General features: G+C 51.7%; 16 protein-coding genes. 13 read left to right on the plus strand and 3 right to left on the minus strand.

Annotated features, from left to right (window positions below; translation table 11 throughout):
* Positions 1-25: 25 nt before the first annotated feature.
* Positions 26-304: a stress-induced protein YchH gene (ychH, locus tag SBG_RS08425; protein ID WP_000823880.1), complete on the minus strand. Its 279-nt coding sequence runs from the start codon at positions 302-304 to the stop codon at positions 26-28.
* Between the two features lie 275 nt (positions 305-579).
* Here ychH and pth point away from each other — a divergent pair, with 275 nt between their 5' ends.
* Together pth and ychF are read left to right on the plus strand one after the other, a co-directional pair.
* Positions 580-1164, plus strand: coding sequence for an aminoacyl-tRNA hydrolase (gene pth / locus SBG_RS08430; protein WP_024135028.1), 585 nt, complete (start codon positions 580-582; stop codon positions 1162-1164).
* A gap of 116 nt (positions 1165-1280) precedes the next feature.
* Positions 1281-2372, plus strand: coding sequence for a redox-regulated ATPase YchF (gene ychF, locus SBG_RS08435; RefSeq protein WP_000505878.1), 1092 nt, complete (start codon positions 1281-1283; stop codon positions 2370-2372).
* Between the two features lie 255 nt (positions 2373-2627).
* Here ychF and SBG_RS08440 read toward each other — a convergent pair whose 3' ends face one another.
* Positions 2628-3893, minus strand: coding sequence for a DUF4427 domain-containing protein (locus SBG_RS08440; RefSeq protein WP_000794371.1), 1266 nt, complete (start codon positions 3891-3893; stop codon positions 2628-2630).
* A gap of 627 nt (positions 3894-4520) precedes the next feature.
* Between SBG_RS08440 and hyaA the strand changes: the two genes are divergently transcribed.
* The 11 genes from hyaA to SBG_RS08495 all read left to right on the plus strand — a co-directional run bounded on the left by hyaA (position 4521) and on the right by SBG_RS08495 (position 16490).
* Positions 4521-5639, plus strand: coding sequence for a hydrogenase 1 small subunit (hyaA, locus tag SBG_RS08445; RefSeq protein WP_001058315.1), 1119 nt, complete (start codon positions 4521-4523; stop codon positions 5637-5639).
* Positions 5636-7429, plus strand: a complete 1794-nt coding sequence (hyaB, locus tag SBG_RS08450; protein WP_000070977.1) for a Ni/Fe-hydrogenase large subunit — start codon at positions 5636-5638, stop codon at positions 7427-7429. Before hyaA ends, hyaB begins: the two co-directional genes overlap by 4 nt.
* An 18-nt stretch (positions 7430-7447) precedes the next feature.
* The gene (gene hyaC, locus SBG_RS08455; protein WP_000147024.1) at positions 7448-8179 is read left to right on the plus strand and encodes a Ni/Fe-hydrogenase b-type cytochrome subunit; all 732 of its coding nucleotides are present in this window, start codon (positions 7448-7450) and stop codon (positions 8177-8179) included.
* A complete protein-coding gene (hyaD, locus tag SBG_RS08460) occupies positions 8176-8772 on the plus strand; it encodes a hydrogenase 1 maturation protease (protein ID WP_000993795.1) in 597 nt (198 codons plus the stop codon). Before hyaC ends, hyaD begins: the two co-directional genes overlap by 4 nt.
* Positions 8762-9166: a hydrogenase-1 operon protein HyaE gene (hyaE, locus tag SBG_RS08465; protein WP_001262586.1), complete on the plus strand. Its 405-nt coding sequence runs from the start codon at positions 8762-8764 to the stop codon at positions 9164-9166. Before hyaD ends, hyaE begins: the two co-directional genes overlap by 11 nt.
* Positions 9163-10011 carry a hydrogenase expression/formation protein gene (locus tag SBG_RS08470; RefSeq protein ID WP_000072311.1) on the plus strand — a complete coding sequence of 283 codons (849 nt, stop codon included), beginning with the start codon at positions 9163-9165 and terminating at the stop codon, positions 10009-10011. The genes hyaE and SBG_RS08470 overlap by 4 nt, the downstream gene beginning before the upstream one ends.
* 92 nt (positions 10012-10103) lie before the next feature.
* Positions 10104-11648: a cytochrome bd-II oxidase subunit 1 gene (gene appC, locus SBG_RS08475; RefSeq protein WP_000263618.1), complete on the plus strand. Its 1545-nt coding sequence runs from the start codon at positions 10104-10106 to the stop codon at positions 11646-11648.
* Positions 11649-11659: 11 nt separating this feature from the next.
* Positions 11660-12796, plus strand: a complete 1137-nt coding sequence (gene appB / locus SBG_RS08480; RefSeq protein ID WP_000888119.1) for a cytochrome d ubiquinol oxidase subunit II — start codon at positions 11660-11662, stop codon at positions 12794-12796.
* A 12-nt stretch (positions 12797-12808) separates the two neighbouring features.
* Entirely contained in the window at positions 12809-12898 is a 90-nt protein-coding gene (gene cbdX / locus SBG_RS08485; RefSeq protein ID WP_000270302.1) for a cytochrome bd-II oxidase subunit CbdX, read from the plus strand.
* Between the two features lie 395 nt (positions 12899-13293).
* Positions 13294-14568 carry a Glu/Leu/Phe/Val family dehydrogenase gene (locus SBG_RS08490; RefSeq protein ID WP_024135029.1) on the plus strand — a complete coding sequence of 425 codons (1275 nt, stop codon included), beginning with the start codon at positions 13294-13296 and terminating at the stop codon, positions 14566-14568.
* Between the two features lie 215 nt (positions 14569-14783).
* Positions 14784-16490 (plus strand): alpha,alpha-trehalase, encoded by a 1707-nt coding sequence (locus SBG_RS08495; RefSeq protein WP_024135030.1) that lies wholly within the window; start codon positions 14784-14786, stop codon positions 16488-16490.
* A 64-nt stretch (positions 16491-16554) separates the two neighbouring features.
* Here SBG_RS08495 and SBG_RS08500 read toward each other — a convergent pair whose 3' ends face one another.
* Entirely contained in the window at positions 16555-16809 is a 255-nt protein-coding gene (locus SBG_RS08500) for a GlsB/YeaQ/YmgE family stress response membrane protein (protein WP_000511323.1), read from the minus strand.
* Positions 16810-16967 lie beyond the last annotated feature (158 nt).

The following is a 16967-nucleotide window of genomic DNA, read 5'->3' on the forward strand; positions in this document are numbered from 1 at the left end:
ATAGCGCTTACCGGGCCTGAATCTGTTAGCTGTGGCGACGATTGTCGCTACGGCGACAACGCTTATCATAGTGGCGTACCCACCAGTATCTGTCACTCACCTGCTCATGCCCTCCGACGCGAGCGCCTGCCAGCCAGAGAATAGCGCCTACAAAGATGCTGAGTACCGCGCCATGTGCAAAAAATTGCGGTAAATTAAATTGCGGTAACTGGTTTAAAATAGAGTAGCCAACACCGACGACCATCACGACCAGCCCCAACCCCATCAATACGTTACCGAATAACGAAGCGTTTTTGCGTTTCATATGTCACCTCCGGAACTTTTGGGTTGCTCTAAGGAAATCCCCCTAAACTTTATGTGTAAAGTATAGACAACACTTTCGTTTGTAAGTGCGGGTGCGATCACAAATGTAAAGTTTCATTTAACAAAACTTTACAAATAACGCCCTGAACAATTTGCTTTTTTAATAATCCATGCTGGAAATTATTTTCTTTACTGCAGAATGTCGCTGCATTTTGTCAAGCACGCTGACAGACAGTAAACTACGCCCCAGATATGGATCTACTCAGGATAAAAAACGTGGCGATTAAATTGATTGTTGGTCTGGCAAACCCCGGCGCGGAATACGCTGCTACGCGGCACAATGCAGGCGCATGGTTCGTCGATTTACTGGCACAGCGGCTACGTGCGCCACTGCGTGAAGACCCCAAATTCTTCGGCTATACCTCGCGGATTACGCTGGAAGGTGAAGATGTTCGCTTGCTGGTCCCCACTACGTTCATGAACCTCAGCGGTAAAGCCGTGGGCGCAATGGCGAGTTTTTACCGTTTTAGTCCGGATGAAATTCTGGTCGCTCACGATGAGCTGGATCTTCCGCCGGGCGTCGCGAAATTTAAGCTCGGTGGCGGTCACGGCGGTCATAATGGCCTTAAAGATATCATCAGTAAGTTGGGTAATAATCCCAACTTTTATCGGTTACGTATCGGAATTGGTCATCCCGGGGATAAAAATAAAGTTGTAGGTTTTGTGCTGGGTAAACCGCCTGTTGCTGAACAGAAATTAATTGACGATGCTGTTGACGAAGCGGCCCGTTGTACAGAAATGTGGTTTAAAGACGGTCTGGCCAAGGCAACCAGCCGACTCCACGCCTTTAAAGCACAATAGGTGGTGATATGCGGCATTTTTGCCGCGTGCCGTGTATAATAGGCGAAGTTGTTTACTTTTCTACAATCTGTTTTCTATAACAGGTTGATTATCAAGACATTAAGGTGAGTTACATCATGGGATTCAAATGCGGTATCGTTGGTTTGCCCAACGTCGGGAAATCCACCCTGTTCAACGCGCTGACAAAAGCCGGTATTGAAGCGGCAAACTTTCCGTTCTGCACCATTGAACCGAATACCGGTGTCGTACCGATGCCCGATCCGCGTCTGGAACAGTTGGCTGAGATTGTAAAACCGCAGCGCATCCTGCCAACCACGATGGAGTTCGTGGATATCGCCGGGCTGGTAAAAGGCGCATCCAAAGGCGAAGGTCTGGGTAACCAGTTTCTGACCAACATCCGTGAAACCGAAGCTATTGGGCACGTTGTCCGCTGCTTTGAGAATGACAATATTATTCACGTTGCGGGTAAAGTAAACCCGGCAGAAGATATTGATGTTATCAATACCGAACTGGCACTGGCCGACCTTGATACCTGCGAACGTGCTATCCATCGCGTGCAGAAGAAGGCAAAAGGCGGCGATAAAGACGCAAAAGCGGAACTGGCGGCGCTGGAAAAATGTCTGCCGCACCTGGCCGAAGCGGGAATGCTGCGCTCACTGGATCTGACAGATGAAGATAAAGCGGCTATCCGCTATTTGAGCTTCCTGACCCTGAAACCAACCATGTATATCGCCAACGTCAATGAAGACGGTTTCGAAAACAACCCGTACCTGGACCAGGTTCGCGAAATCGCTGCGAAAGAGGGATCGGTCGTCGTTCCGGTTTGTGCCGCCGTCGAAGCTGATATCGCTGAACTGGATGATGACGAGCGTGACGAGTTTATGGCTGAACTGGGCCTGGAAGAACCGGGGCTAAACCGTGTTATTCGTGCAGGTTACCGTCTGCTGAACCTCCAGACCTATTTTACTGCCGGCGTGAAAGAAGTCCGCGCATGGACTATTCCGGTTGGCGCAACTGCGCCTCAGGCGGCCGGTAAAATTCATACCGACTTCGAAAAAGGCTTTATCCGTGCTCAAACTATCGCCTTTGAAGACTTCATCACTTACAAAGGTGAACAAGGCGCGAAAGAAGCCGGTAAGATGCGCGCAGAAGGTAAAGATTACATCGTTAAAGATGGCGATGTGATGAACTTCCTGTTCAACGTCTAAATATCCATAGCCTCATACCTGGCAAGAGTGGCAAATGCTAAAAATCCACGCGATTGCGTGGATTTTTTATTTTATCGGTTCTCAGAGGATGTGGTAATCGCACAGCCTGAATTGAGCATATCTGTGGATACAACAAAGTCCCATCTTCGCGCATGGTGAGTCCAGTTTACTCAAATTAGACATTGCTCCATAATCTTACGAGCAGTTAATCGTCTGATGTCAGCATGATATTAACAAGACAGCGCATTTTCTTAGTTACCAGTCGACATTAATGGTACGATTATAAAAAGGATGCGTTTTTTCTATAGGCGTTTCATAACTTGGGATAGCATCATAATCATTTTTTCCCAAAACTGAATATCTTCCTGCTTCGATACCAAAACGATGCCTGAGCCATCCAGCCACATGACTCGCGAAAGCTTCTTTCTTTCTTAATGGCCAATCAACAGAAGCTAAATTAAGATCTAGTAAGTACCTTCCTTCTTTATTAACCTTGACCATTCCAGCCTGCAGCAACGCCCGTACTACCTGACATTGGTTATCATGAATCCAAACCCAGGCATTGCCGAATTCCCTCGAATAACAATCATTTAAAAAGTCATCTTTAGAATATAACTCCTTGACATAACTCACAATAGAATCAGCATAGGATGCTACACAGCATCGAGATAAATTAAAAAACGCATCAAACTCGAAGGTGTTATCATTAATACAAGAAAGCAGTGCCTGCGGTTCTGAGATCTGAGTCCATGATTGTAACTTCTCAATCGCTATAATAAATTTAAAAGTGTTTCTCCCAATCACACCACGATCAATTAAAGTTAAAACATCATGAGCGATGGTAACAATATCCTTTGCAAAGGGGACTATGATTCCAGCACCCTTTATTTCATTAGATTTAAAATCAAATCCTGGTGTACTTTCAATATCTTCCGGGAGACCATATTCTTTGACATGCTCAAGGAAACTTTTAATATCTCCACGATACGGCCATCGCCATTCGCGTTCATGTGTCCAGTCAATTTTACCTGGAACATAGGTAACATATCTATATTGCTCGACGAAAGGAAGAACCGTTTCATCAAGGAGACGTTCTCCATGACAGCCCGATGCGTATCGCACATCATTATCCTGATCCAATCCATATATTGCTGGTCTTGCGCCATAATTAAACATCTGTTCTTTAGGCAAAACGATTGCATATAAACCGATTTTTTCATGTCTTTCCAGGCGACTCAATCCCGTTTCTAAATAGGCTGCAATCGGCATATCTGTAAAACATACTGCCGGGGAATTACCATATATTGTTCGGTGACCATTTCGGTATGACCAGGATGAGAAGATTTTATGACTACGTAAAGATAATCTAAGTAAATATTTAGCATCGATGAGATGTGAATGGTGCTGATTATTAAAACCACAGTGTTCAGGCAGATGAATATGGCTCCCCGTTTCTAAATCAACGTCACGAAAAAAATGAATCAAATAATCGGATAAATCAAATCTGATGTTGTTTTTCATACCATTCCCTTTTTCAACTGCTACAGCCTGTTATAGTACTTAAAAATCTTATTTTATATAAAAACCGTTACGCAGTGTGCATCTTTTAACTATTTATTTTAATGATGTCACATACTATCTTATTACACCAGTTTCTTCCCTCAGAAAAGAGTGGACGATTATCGTGCGGAATATCATGCAGAACACCTTAATTTTTATCTGTTCAGCATCCTGAATGAAGTACGGCAAACCTTACAGGTGGAGGCCCCGACTTATAACGATTAGCGGCCACCGGATCGCTGAACAGAAAACATTCTGCCCCCTCTTCTCTCCCGCTTTCAAAAAGTGGATGGAACGAAAAAGGCGCTTTTTATACCTCATCCCTGTGCTCGCCGAAAAACCGATAATGGGCATAAATATGCCGCAATAAGCTATACCCACACAGTTCACATTGTTTCTTATCGCCAATCAGATACGCTTTTTTCACATTATTTCTGGCGACGTGCGCCAGTGCAGAGTGAATAGGGATCGTTTTCGCGCTCACGCGTAATGCGATGACTTACCTTGCCGGGAGAACGTCGCCATTCCCGCAAAAGCGCCTTATGCCCCTGGCGGAGCGTGGTGCAAAAAGGAGAAAAAAGACGCGTTATGAATAACGAGGAGACCTTTTATCAAGCCATGCGCCGTAAAGGAGTGACCCGGCGCAGCTTTCTCAAATTCTGTAGCCTTGCCGCGACGTCGCTGGGACTGGGTGCCGGCATGACGCCCAAAATTGCCTGGGCGTTGGAGAATAAGCCCCGAATTCCGGTTGTCTGGATCCATGGGCTGGAATGTACCTGCTGTACCGAATCCTTTATCCGCTCTTCGCACCCGCTAGCCAAAGATGTGATCCTCTCGCTTATCTCCCTCGACTATGACGACACCCTGATGGCGGCCGCCGGAACACAGGCTGAAGAAGTCTTCGACGATATCACTACTCGCTACGCCGGGAAGTACATTCTGGCGGTGGAAGGCAATCCGCCGCTGGGAGAGCAAGGGATGTTCTGTATTAGCGGTGGTCGCCCGTTTATTGAAAAACTGAAAAAAGCCGCCGCGGGGGCCAGCGCTATTATTGCCTGGGGAAACTGTGCCTCCTGGGGTTGCGTCCAGGCCGCCCGCCCCAATCCAACCCGGGCAACGCCTATCGACAAAGTGATCACCGACAAGCCAATCGTAAAAGTTCCCGGCTGCCCGCCGATCCCGGACGTCATGAGCGCCATTATTACCTATATGGTGACGTTTGACCGTCTACCAGAACTCGATCGCATGGGCCGTCCACTGATGTTTTACGGCCAGCGTATCCACGATAAATGCTACCGCCGCGCCCATTTTGACGCCGGTGAGTTTGTCGAGAGCTGGGATGATGACGCCGCCCGCAAGGGATACTGTTTGTACAAGATGGGCTGTAAAGGCCCAACCACTTATAACGCCTGTTCCTCTACCCGCTGGAATGACGGCGTCTCTTTCCCTATCCAGTCCGGCCACGGCTGTCTGGGATGCTCAGAAAATGGTTTCTGGGATCGCGGCTCGTTTTATAGCCGCGTGGTGGACATCCCGCAGATGGGTACGCACTCAACCGCCGATACGGTGGGTCTGACCGCGCTTGGCGTGGTCGCTGCGGGCGTTGGCGGACATGCTGTCGCCAGCGCTATCAACCAACGCAAACGCCATCAACAGCAATTAACGCAAGCAGAACAACAGTCGGACAACGAGGATAAGCAGGCATGAGTAACCAGTATCAAACCCAGGGCTACACCATCAACAATGCCGGTCGCCGTCTGGTCGTGGACCCTATTACCCGCATCGAAGGGCATATGCGCTGCGAAGTCAATATCGACGAGCAGAACATGATTACCAATGCGGTTTCCTGCGGCACGATGTTTCGCGGGCTGGAGATCATTCTGCAAGGCCGTGATCCGCGTGATGCCTGGGCGTTTGTTGAACGTATTTGTGGTGTCTGTACCGGCGTACATGCTCTGGCGTCGGTGTACGCTATCGAAGATGCAATTGGTATCCAGGTGCCGGACAACGCCAATATTATACGTAACATCATGCTGGCTACATTGTGGTGCCATGATCATCTGGTCCATTTTTATCAGTTGGCCGGGATGGACTGGATTGATGTCCTGAATGCGTTGAAAGCCGATCCACGCGCCACTTCACAGTTGGCGCAAAGCCTTTCCGCCTGGCCGATGTCATCGCCGGGCTACTTCTTTGACGTACAAAATCGTTTAAAGAAATTTGTCGACGGCGGCCAGCTTGGGATCTTCCGCAACGGTTACTGGGGACACCCACAGTATAAGTTGTCGCCAGAAGCCAACCTGATGGGCTTTGCCCACTATCTGGAAGCCCTCGACTTCCAGCGCGAAATAATCAAAATCCATACGGTGTTCGGCGGTAAAAACCCCCATCCTAACTGGATCGTCGGCGGTATGCCGTGTGCTATCAATCTTGATCAACGCGGCGCGGTCGGTGCTATCAATATGGAGCGCCTCAACCTGGTACAGTCGATCATTACCCGCACCGCCGACTTCATTAACAACGTGATGGTTCCGGACGCTCTGGCCATCGGTCAGTTCAATAAAGCATGGAGTCAAATTGGTACCGGTCTTTCGGATAAATGTGTTCTGAGCTATGGCGCATTTCCGGACATCGCCAATGATTTCAGCCAGCAAAGTCTGCTCATGCCGGGCGGCGCGGTGATCAATGGTGATTTTAAAAATGTCATGCCAGTCGATTTGGCCGATCCTCAGCAGATACAGGAGTTCGTGGATCATGCCTGGTACCGCTATCCTGACGATCAACTGGGTCGCCATCCTTTTGATGGGATTACCGAGCCCTGGTATAACCCAGGCGATGTCAAAGGCAGCGATACGCATATCCAGCAACTCAACGAGCAGGAACGCTACTCCTGGATCAAAGCGCCGCGCTGGCGCGGTCATGCCATGGAAGTCGGCCCGCTCGCCCGGACGCTTATTGCCTACCACAAAGGCGATGCCGCCACCATAGAGTCGGTAGATAGCATGATGTCCGCCCTTAAACTGCCGCTCTCCGGTATCCAGTCGACGCTTGGCCGTATTTTATGCCGCGCGCACGAAGCGCAATGGGCCGTCAATAAGCTACAGTATTTTTTCGACAGGCTTATGACCAACCTGAAAAACGGCGACCTGGCCACCGCCAATACCGAGAAATGGGAACCGGCCAGTTGGCCGCAGCACTGCCGCGGTATCGGTTTTACCGAAGCGCCTCGCGGAGCGTTGGGACACTGGGCGTCAATACGCGATCAAAAAATCGATCTCTATCAGTGTGTAGTACCCACCACCTGGAACGCCAGCCCGCGCGATCCTAAAAAACAGATCGGCGCTTATGAAGCGGCATTGATGGGAACGCAAATGGCGATTCCCGACCAACCGTTAGAAATCCTGAGAACGCTGCACAGCTTCGACCCCTGCCTGGCCTGTTCAACTCATGTCCTCGGAGACGACGGCAGCGAACTCATTTCCGTTCAGGTACGTTAAGCGTTAAGGAAAAGAACGATGACTGGAAAGCTATCTGCACGCGTCGGGGAGGCGCGTGATACTGCCGTCAGCCACTATGTGTTTGAGGCGCCGGTGCGCCTGTGGCACTGGCTAACGGTGGCCTGCATGTTGGTACTAATGGTGACAGGCTACTTCATTGGCCGACCGCTACCGTCGGTGAGTGGCGAGGCAACCTACCTGTTTTACATGGGCTATATCCGTCTACTCCATTTTACCGCCGCGATGATTTTCACCGTGCTGCTGCTGGGGCGAATTTACTGGGCCTGTGTCGGCAACCGTTACTCGCGAGAGCTGTTTATCGTCCCGGTCTGGCGCCGCAGTTGGTGGCAGGGCGCTTTCTCTGTGGTTCGCTGGTACCTGTTTCTGGAAAAAAAACCGCGGAGCGACATCGGACATAATCCTGTCGCGCAGGCTGCAATGTTCGGCTATTTCCTGCTGTCAGTATTTATGATCCTGACCGGTTTCGCTCTGTTTGCCGAACATAGCCAGTACGCCATTTTTGCGCCGTTCCGTTACGTAGTTGAATTTTTCTACTGGACGGGGGGGAACTCCATTGATATTCACAGTTGGCACCGGCTGGGCATGTGGCTGATTGCTGCCTTCATCGTTGGACACGTTTACCTCGCTATCCGGGAAGACATTATGTCCGACGATACGGTGATCTCCACCATGATCAATGGCTATCGCAGCCATAAATTCCCCAAACCGCACGACAAGGAGGTTTCATGAATGCGCAACGCGTAGTGGTGATGGGATTAGGGAACCTGTTATGGGCCGATGAAGGGTTCGGTATTCGGGTCGCAGAACGGCTGTATGCCCATTATTACTGGCCTGAAGAGGTAGAAATTGTTGACGGCGGTACGCAAGGACTCAACCTGTTGGGTTACGTTGAGCAAGCCAGCCATCTCCTGCTTCTTGACGCGATCGACTACGGTCTTGCGCCAGGCAGCCTGCGAACCTATGCCGGTGAGAAAGTCCCGGCATATCTCAGCGCCAAAAAAATGAGCCTGCATCAAAACAGTTTTTCTGAAGTCCTGGCGCTGGCAGACATCCGCGGCCATCTACCCTCTCACATTGCGCTTGTCGGCCTGCAACCGGCGCTACTGGACGAATACGGCGGTAGTCTGACCGGGATAGCTCGCGCCCAACTTCCGGCGGCGGAACAAGCCGCTCTGACGCAACTGGCCGCCTGGGGGATCGTCCCGCAGGTCAACGAGGCCGCCCGCTGCCTGAACTATGAGTGCCTGTCGATGGAAAACTATGAAGGGGTACGTATACGTCAGTACCAGACACGTCTGGAGGGTAAAAGAAGTGGCGAATGACACCCCATTTTCTGCGCTATGGCAACGCTTGTTAACCCGGGGATGGCAACCGGTAGAGGTTTCCACGGTTGATGACTGGATAAGCCAGGTCCGGGATGGCGTTATCCTGCTGAGTAGCGATCCACGACGTACGCCGGAAGTCAGCGATAATCCTGTAATGATCGCCGAGGTGCTGCGCGAGTTTCCACAGTTTGACTGGCAGGTAGCCGTAGCCGATCTCGAACAAAGTGAGGCTATTGGCGATCGCTTTAATATACGCCGGTTTCCGGCGACGCTGGTCTTTACCAACGGTGAACTACGCGGCACGCTTATCGGCATTCACCCCTGGGCCGAGCTGTTCGCGATGATGCGTTCAATCGTTGACACTCCCGCGCCGCAGGAGGCGGAACAATGAGTAACACCTTTTTCCATCTGCTCGGGCCGGGTACACAGCCAGACGACGCCGATTTTTCAATGAATCCCTTGCCGCTCACCTGTCAGGTCAATGGCGACCCAAGTATGGCGGCGCTGGAGCGATGCCCCCACAGCGCGACGGTGATGACGCTGTTAGCCGATCTGCGGCACCAGCTTGCCCGGCGCATCCCGGAAGTCGGCGACGTGCTGGGATGGGAGTTATCTTCCCTGAATGCCGATGATCTCTCATTCCTTAATACGTTATTGGGCGAAGGCGAAGTCTCGGTACGTATTCAACATCCGGACGGAAGTGAAAGCGAGATTCAGGAGACCATCTTCTGCGGCCTGTGGCGGGTACGCCATCTGCATAACCGACGCCTGCTGACGGATCGTCTGGAAGCGGGTAGCGCGCCTCTGATTTTGTGGCAAGTGGCTACTGCCGATACGCTGCCTGACGACTCCCTGCTGCCTCCGCCTGTCGCTGGTCTGATGAATGGACTGCCGTTGGCTTATGAATTATTGGCGCACGTGCGCGATCCGGCGATGCAACCTCACAGCATTAATTTGACCCAACTCCCGCTCAGCGAGGCCGATCGTCTTTTTCTGGCGCGCTTATGCGGCCACGGGAATATCCAGATCCGCATCTCGGGCTATGGCGAAAGTCAAATCAACGCCACGGCATTACGCCATCTTTGGCATGTACGTTGCCTGGACGCGCTGAAAGGACCGTTGTTCGACAGCTATGAGATTTGTCCTCTGCCTGAACTGGTGCTGGCGGCGCCGGAAGATCTGGCCGACTCGCGCCAGCGCCTGGATGAAGTCTGCCGATGGCTGGAGGCACGCTAATCCTTTCCAACAGGAATGTCACCTGTACCCGGTAGTGATTAGACCCGCTATTCATCGGCTTTTTTACCCTCTTTCCGCCTACAGGAGTTAGCATGTGGGATGTCATTGACTTATCGCGCTGGCAGTTTGCGCTGACCGCGTTGTATCATTTTTTATTCGTTCCTCTTACGCTTGGACTGATTTTTTTGCTGGCCGTCATGGAGACTATCTATGTGGTGACGGGGAAGACCGTCTACCGCGATATGACGCGTTTCTGGGGCAAGCTCTTCGGGATCAATTTTGCTCTCGGTGTGGCTACCGGCCTGACCATGGAGTTTCAATTCGGGACTAACTGGTCGCTCTATTCCAACTATGTAGGGGATATTTTCGGTGCGCCGCTGGCGATGGAAGCACTACTGGCCTTCTTTCTCGAATCCACTTTCGTCGGCCTGTTCTTTTTCGGCTGGCAGCGGCTGAATAAATACCAGCATTTGCTGGTCACCTGGCTGGTGGCCTTTGGTTCTAATATTTCAGCGCTCTGGATCCTGAACGCCAATGGCTGGATGCAATATCCTACCGGCGCCCATTTCAATATTGATACCCTGCGTATGGAAATGAGCAGCTTTAGTGATCTGGTTTTTAACCCTGTCAGTCAGGTGAAATTTGTCCATACCGTCATGTCCGGTTATGTCACTGGCGCCATGTTTATTATGTCCATCAGCGCCTGGTATCTGTTGCGTGGCCGCGAGCGCGAAGTCGCGTTGCGCTCGTTTGCTATTGGATCAGTATTCGGTACTCTCGCCATTCTGGGTACCCTGCAACTGGGGGACAGTTCGGCCTATGAAGTCGCCCGGATTCAGCCGGTGAAACTGGCGGCGATGGAGGGAGAATGGCAAACCGAACCCGCACCCGCGCCGTTTCATTTGGTCGCCTGGCCGCAACAGGAACAAGAACGTAATGCCTTTGCCGTGAAGATCCCCGCTCTGCTGGGTATTTTGGCCACCCACTCTTTAGATACGCCGGTTCCGGGGTTAAAAAACCTGATGGATGACGCTCTGCCGCGTCTGAAGCGTGGCCGCGAGGCCTGGCTACTGATGCAGGAGATTGCGCAGGGCAATCGCTCACCGCAGGTATTGAATGCGTTTCACGCTGTTGAAGGTGATCTGGGTTACGGCATCCTGCTGGCGAAATATGCCCCGGATATGAACCATGTGACGCCGGAGCAGTATCGTGCGGCCCAGCGTGGCGCAATTCCCCAGGTGGCGCCGGTGTTCTGGAGTTTTCGCGTTATGGTTGGCTGCGGCTCGCTGCTGTTAGTGGTGATGTTGATTGCGTTGATACAGACGCTGCGAATGCGTATCGACCAGCATCGCTGGGTCTTGCGTATGGCGCTCTGGAGCCTGCCGTTACCGTGGATTGCCATTGAAGCCGGTTGGTTTATGACGGAGTTTGGCCGTCAACCCTGGGCGATTCAGGACATTCTGCCGACCTGGTACGCTCACTCCGCGCTGACGCCTGGCCAGTTGGCCTTCTCAATGGGGCTTATCCTCGGACTTTACACCCTGTTTTTAATCGCGGAAGTCTATCTGATGCAGAAGTACGCGCGTCTTGGGCCGAGCGCCATGCAACATCAACAACAAGCGCAACAACAGGGATAAAGGAGACAATCATGTTGGATTATGAAACGTTGCGGTTCATTTGGTGGCTGCTGATCGGCGTCATCCTGGTGGCATTTATGGTAACTGACGGGTTTGATATGGGTGTCGGTTGTCTGCTGCCGCTGATAGCGCGCAACGATGACGAACGCCGGGTGCTGATCAATAGCGTCGGTGCCCACTGGGAAGGAAATCAGGTATGGCTGATCCTCGCGGGCGGTGCGTTATTCGCTGCCTGGCCACGGGTCTATGCCGCCGCGTTTTCCGGTTTTTATGTGGCAATGATTCTGGTGTTATGCGCGCTCTTCTTTCGTCCGCTGGCCTTTGATTATCGCGGTAAGATTGCCAGTCCCCGTTGGCGAGCGCTATGGGATACGGGTCTGGTTATCGGGAGTCTGGTTCCTCCGGTGGTATTCGGCATCGCGTTCGGCAATCTGTTTTTAGGGGTCCCCTTTGCCTTCACACCGCAGCTTCATGTTGCGTATTTTGGCACCTTCTGGCAATTACTCTCGCCGTTTGCCTTACTGTGTGGGTTATTGAGCCTGTCGTTGGTGATTATGCAAGGAGGCGTCTGGTTGCAGTTGAAAACCGATGGCGTTATTCGCCAACGCGCGCTGTCAGCCACTCGTAACAGCGCGCTACTGGTGGTGCTCTGTTTCCTGCTGACCGGATACTGGCTGTGGGCTGGCATTGATGGTTTTGTCTTACTCGCACAGGATGCCAATGGTCCTTCAAACCCGCTATTAAAAGGCGTGGCAATACTGCCGGGTGCCTGGATGAATCACTTTATACGCACGCCTCTACTGCTCATCATCCCATTGCTCGGTATGGTATTGCCGATCCTGACACTCTATGTCTGCCTCCGCGGTCGGGCTATTTGCGGATTCCTGTTCGCGTCATTGACCCAGGCCTGCATCATCTTTACTGGTGGGATAACGCTGTTTCCTTTTGTGATGCCGTCGAGCGTGAGCCCGCTTTCCAGCCTGACGGTATGGGACAGCACCTCCAGCCAGATGACGCTCGGGATCATGCTGGTGATTGTGCTGATTTTTCTGCCGATTGTTCTGCTCTACACGCTGTGGAGCTATTACAAAATGTTGGGGCGCATCAACCTGGAAACCCTCCGCCGCAACGATCATGAACTTTATTAGGGAGCTGGAGCGATGTGGTATTTACTGTGGTTTGTCGGCATTCTGCTGATGTGCTCACTGTCGACGCTGACTCTGGTATGGCTTGAATCGCGTCAAAAATAACGTTGTAAACCGGAGCCAGCCCTGACTGGCTCCGGGGATGTTTATCTTTTTACACACTTTGCGAAGACGTAGCCCTTCCTGCAACGCAACATAAATTTATGTACATGTTGTTATCATTTCATTTACTTTTAGAGGTGCGTCATAATTATGACAAATAACCGTTTTACCCATCTCATGCATATTTAGGCTATTAATCGCATAAATAGCAACATACCAGCGATTTTCACGGATAATTAACCATCTTCTGGCAAAAGTTGCCGCTAAAAACCCGCCGCCTCTCAGTTTTGATCTGAGTCAATTATTTAAAAAAGTGTTAAATTATCCACTGCATGGTGTGATCTACTATGTACCACGGTCAATTAAAGAACATATTACTTTTATCACTAAGGTTTATCATGGATAAGTTATCTTACGCTTCAGATAGCAGCACATCTGCCTGGAATACCTACCTACAACAAATCGAGCGTGTAGCCCCTTACCTGGGCGAACTGACCCCCTGGGTGGATACTCTGCGTCACCCGAAGCGCGCTCTGATCGTCGATATTCCGGTGCAAATGGATGACGGTACAATCCGCCATTTCGAAGGATATCGTGTTCAACACAACCTCTCCCGGGGGCCGGGTAAAGGTGGTGTTCGCTACCATCCGGACGTTGATCTTAATGAAGTGATGGCCCTGTCAGCCTGGATGACCATCAAATGTGCGGCGCTGAACCTGCCGTATGGCGGCGCCAAAGGCGGCATCCGCGTCGATCCGTTCTCGCTGTCAGAAGGTGAACTGGAGCGTTTAACCCGCCGCTATACCAGCGAAATCGGCATTATCATCGGCCCGCAAAAAGATATTCCTGCACCGGATGTCGGCACCAACGGTAAAGTGATGGCCTGGATGATGGATACGTATTCCATGAATCACGGCACCACGGTCACAGGCGTCGTGACCGGAAAACCTATTCATCTCGGCGGTTCTCTGGGCCGTGAAAAAGCGACAGGGCGTGGCGTTTTCGTGAGTGGCCTGGAAGTTGCGCGCCGGGCGAATATCGCCGTTGAAGGTGCCCGCGTTGCGGTTCAGGGTTTTGGTAACGTCGGCAGCGAAGCCGCGCGTCTGTTTGCCAGCGCTGGCGCCCGTGTCGTGGCGATACAGGATCATACCGCAACCCTGTTTAACGCCACCGGTATTGATATGAAGGCGCTCACGGCATGGCAGGCAGAGCACAAACAGATTGCCGGTTTCCCGGGCGCGGACACTATCGCCAGTGATGCGTTCTGGAGCCTGGAGATGGACATTCTGATCCCGGCGGCGCTTGAAGGCCAGATTACCCGTCAACGCGCGGAAGTCCTGACTTGTAAGCTGGTGCTGGAAGGGGCGAACGGCCCGACCTATCCCGATGCCGATGATGTTCTGGCCAGCCGGGGCATCATCGTGGTGCCTGACGTGGTTTGTAACGCTGGCGGCGTGACCGTCAGTTATTTCGAATGGGTACAGGATATGGCCAGCTTCTTCTGGAGCGAAGAAGAGATCAATGCCCGTATGGACAAAATCATGACTGATGCGATCGTACATGTCTGGCAAAAAGCAGCTGAGAAATCCTGCTCTCTGCGAACCGCGGCTTATATTGTCGCCTGTGAACGCATTCTGTTGGCCCGTAAAGATCGCGGTATCTATCCGGGTTAAGGTTAAGTCTCGTTGTACAAAAATCCACGCCACGGCGTGGATTTTTGTTTGTCTATGCTGAATTTTCCACGCATATACCGACAGATTCTATCTGACGAAAATGTCTGTTCGTTCGCAAAATAACGGTTCAATCACGCGTATCTGGTCATCGTAGGCTAAGGTTTTGTCATAAGTAAATGCCGTTGACTTTGGCTCACCGCTAAGGAGATAACTTGATTATACCCGCCGAGATTCGCCGTTCTGTTCTGCTGGCAAAAGCAATAAAACTGGCACTGGCTGGAGCGCTACTGACCTTTGCGTCACTTCCGGCGAACGCCACAGAAGTCTCAGCTGATACCCCGCCGCCGCCGGATATTCTGCTGGGTCCGCTCTTTAATGATGTTCAGAATGCAAAACTCTTCCCCGATCAAAAAACGTTTGCTGACGCGATACCCAATAGCGATCCGCTAATGATTCTTGCGGATTACCGTATGCAGCGAAATCAGTCCGGCTTCGATTTACGCCATTTTGTGGAGGTTAACTTCACTCTGCCGAAAGCAGGAGAAAAATATGTTCCGCCTGCAGGGCAGTCATTACGTGAACATATTGATGGCCTGTGGCCGGTACTAACCCGTTCAACTAAAAACGTCGAAAAATGGGACTCGCTCTTGCCGTTGCCTGAATCCTATGTCGTACCGGGTGGGCGATTCCGGGAAATTTACTACTGGGACAGTTACTTTACGATGCTGGGGCTGGCGGAAAGCGGGCACTGGGATAAGGTTGCGGATATGGTGGCAAACTTTGGTTACGAAATTGACGCCTGGGGGCATATTCCTAACGGCAACCGTACCTACTACCTGAGTCGTTCGCAGCCGCCTTTCTTTGCGTTTATGGTTGAGTTACTGGCGCAACATGAAGGTGACAATGCGCTGAAAGAATACCTGCCGCAGTTGCAAAAAGAGTACGCCTACTGGATGGAAGGCGTTGACACGTTACAACCTGGCCAACAAAACCAGCGCGTCGTCAAACTGGAAGACGGCAGTGTTCTCAACCGCTACTGGGACGATCGGGATACGCCCCGCCCTGAATCCTGGGTTGAAGATATCGCCACCGCGAAAAGCAACCCGAACCGCCCGGCAACGGAAATCTATCGGGACCTCCGCTCTGCCGCGGCCTCTGGATGGGATTTCAGTTCCCGCTGGATGGATAATCCGAAGCAACTCAGCACCATCCGTACCACCACGATTGTCCCTGTCGATCTTAACGCTCTGTTGTATAAACTGGAGAAAACCCTCGCCCGCGCCAGTGCTGCGGCAGGCGATCAGGCCAAAGCCTCGCACTATGACGCGCTGGCCAATACGCGCCAGAAAGCCATTGAAAGGCATCTGTGGAATAACAAAGAAGGCTGGTATGCCGACTATGACCTGAAGAGCAATAGAATCCGTACCCAACTCACCGCTGCCGCGCTGTTCCCACTCTATGTGAACGCCGCGGCGCAAGATCGCGCCGCAAAAGTTGCGGCGGCAGCCCAGACACATCTGTTACAGCCTGGCGGGCTGGCTACCACCTCGGTTAAAAGCGGACAGCAGTGGGATGCGCCAAACGGCTGGGCGCCGTTACAATGGGTCGCCACCGAGGGGTTGCAAAATTATGGGCAGGATAAGGTGGCAATGGAAGTGACCTGGCGCTTTTTAACTAACGTGCAGCACACCTACGATCGCGAGAAAAAACTGGTCGAAAAATATGATGTCAGCAGTACCGGAACCGGCGGAGGCGGCGGCGAATATCCTCTTCAGGACGGCTTTGGCTGGACCAACGGCGTGACGTTGAAAATGCTCGACCTGATTTGCCCTCAGGAAAAACCGTGTGATAGCGTACCGTCTACCCGTCCGACATCGTTAAGCGCAGCGCCGATCAAAATGCCGTCAGCAGCAACCCCCTGATCGGTGTTTATAGTATGCAGACCCGGTGTATTACCGGGTCTGCACATACTCCCTCCTGAAGCGGTTAGCCACGCCGCAGAAGGCGGAAAATCACCAGCACCACAATCGCGCCTACCACGGCCACCAGGAAACTGTGCAAATTAAATCCGCTGATACTGCCGCCAATACCGAACATGGTCGCCAGCCATCCGCCAACAACCGCCCCCACGATCCCGAGAATACAGGTCAGGATAAATCCCCCGCCATCGCGTCCCGGCATAAGTAATTTGGCGATAACGCCGGCGATCAAACCAAAAACAATCCAGGCGATAATTCCCATTTGCAGACCCTCTTTCCAGTAAATACGTTTTAAGTATAGGCAAGGTCGGACACCATATTTCTGATCCAATCATTTATCTGCCTGGCGAAAAATGTATTTATCGCTATTAAGTTTTTTCTATCGATGCCGATAATCCAACGATAGTCTGTCAGGCATCA

It is taken from the genome of Salmonella bongori NCTC 12419 (genome assembly GCF_000252995.1).
Taxonomy (GTDB): Bacteria; Pseudomonadota; Gammaproteobacteria; order Enterobacterales; family Enterobacteriaceae; genus Salmonella; species Salmonella bongori.

Bases quoted from the DNA above. Each gene is read 5' to 3' on its own strand.
- SBG_RS08440 (WP_000794371.1), bottom strand. From the start codon at position 3,893: ATGAAAAACAACATCAGATTTGATTTATCCGATTATTTGATTCATTTT.
- SBG_RS08500 (WP_000511323.1), bottom strand. From the start codon at position 16,809: ATGGGAATTATCGCCTGGATTGTTTTTGGTTTGATCGCCGGCGTTATC.
- appC (WP_000263618.1), top strand. From the start codon at position 10,104: ATGTGGGATGTCATTGACTTATCGCGCTGGCAGTTTGCGCTGACCGCG.
- hyaA (WP_001058315.1), top strand. From the start codon at position 4,521: ATGAATAACGAGGAGACCTTTTATCAAGCCATGCGCCGTAAAGGAGTG.
- hyaC (WP_000147024.1), top strand. From the start codon at position 7,448: ATGACTGGAAAGCTATCTGCACGCGTCGGGGAGGCGCGTGATACTGCC.
- SBG_RS08490 (WP_024135029.1), top strand. From the start codon at position 13,294: ATGGATAAGTTATCTTACGCTTCAGATAGCAGCACATCTGCCTGGAAT.
- ychF (WP_000505878.1), top strand. From the start codon at position 1,281: ATGGGATTCAAATGCGGTATCGTTGGTTTGCCCAACGTCGGGAAATCC.
- hyaB (WP_000070977.1), top strand. From the start codon at position 5,636: ATGAGTAACCAGTATCAAACCCAGGGCTACACCATCAACAATGCCGGT.
- hyaD (WP_000993795.1), top strand. From the start codon at position 8,176: ATGAATGCGCAACGCGTAGTGGTGATGGGATTAGGGAACCTGTTATGG.
- SBG_RS08470 (WP_000072311.1), top strand. From the start codon at position 9,163: ATGAGTAACACCTTTTTCCATCTGCTCGGGCCGGGTACACAGCCAGAC.
- ychH (WP_000823880.1), bottom strand. From the start codon at position 304: ATGAAACGCAAAAACGCTTCGTTATTCGGTAACGTATTGATGGGGTTG.
- cbdX (WP_000270302.1), top strand. From the start codon at position 12,809: ATGTGGTATTTACTGTGGTTTGTCGGCATTCTGCTGATGTGCTCACTG.
- appB (WP_000888119.1), top strand. From the start codon at position 11,660: ATGTTGGATTATGAAACGTTGCGGTTCATTTGGTGGCTGCTGATCGGC.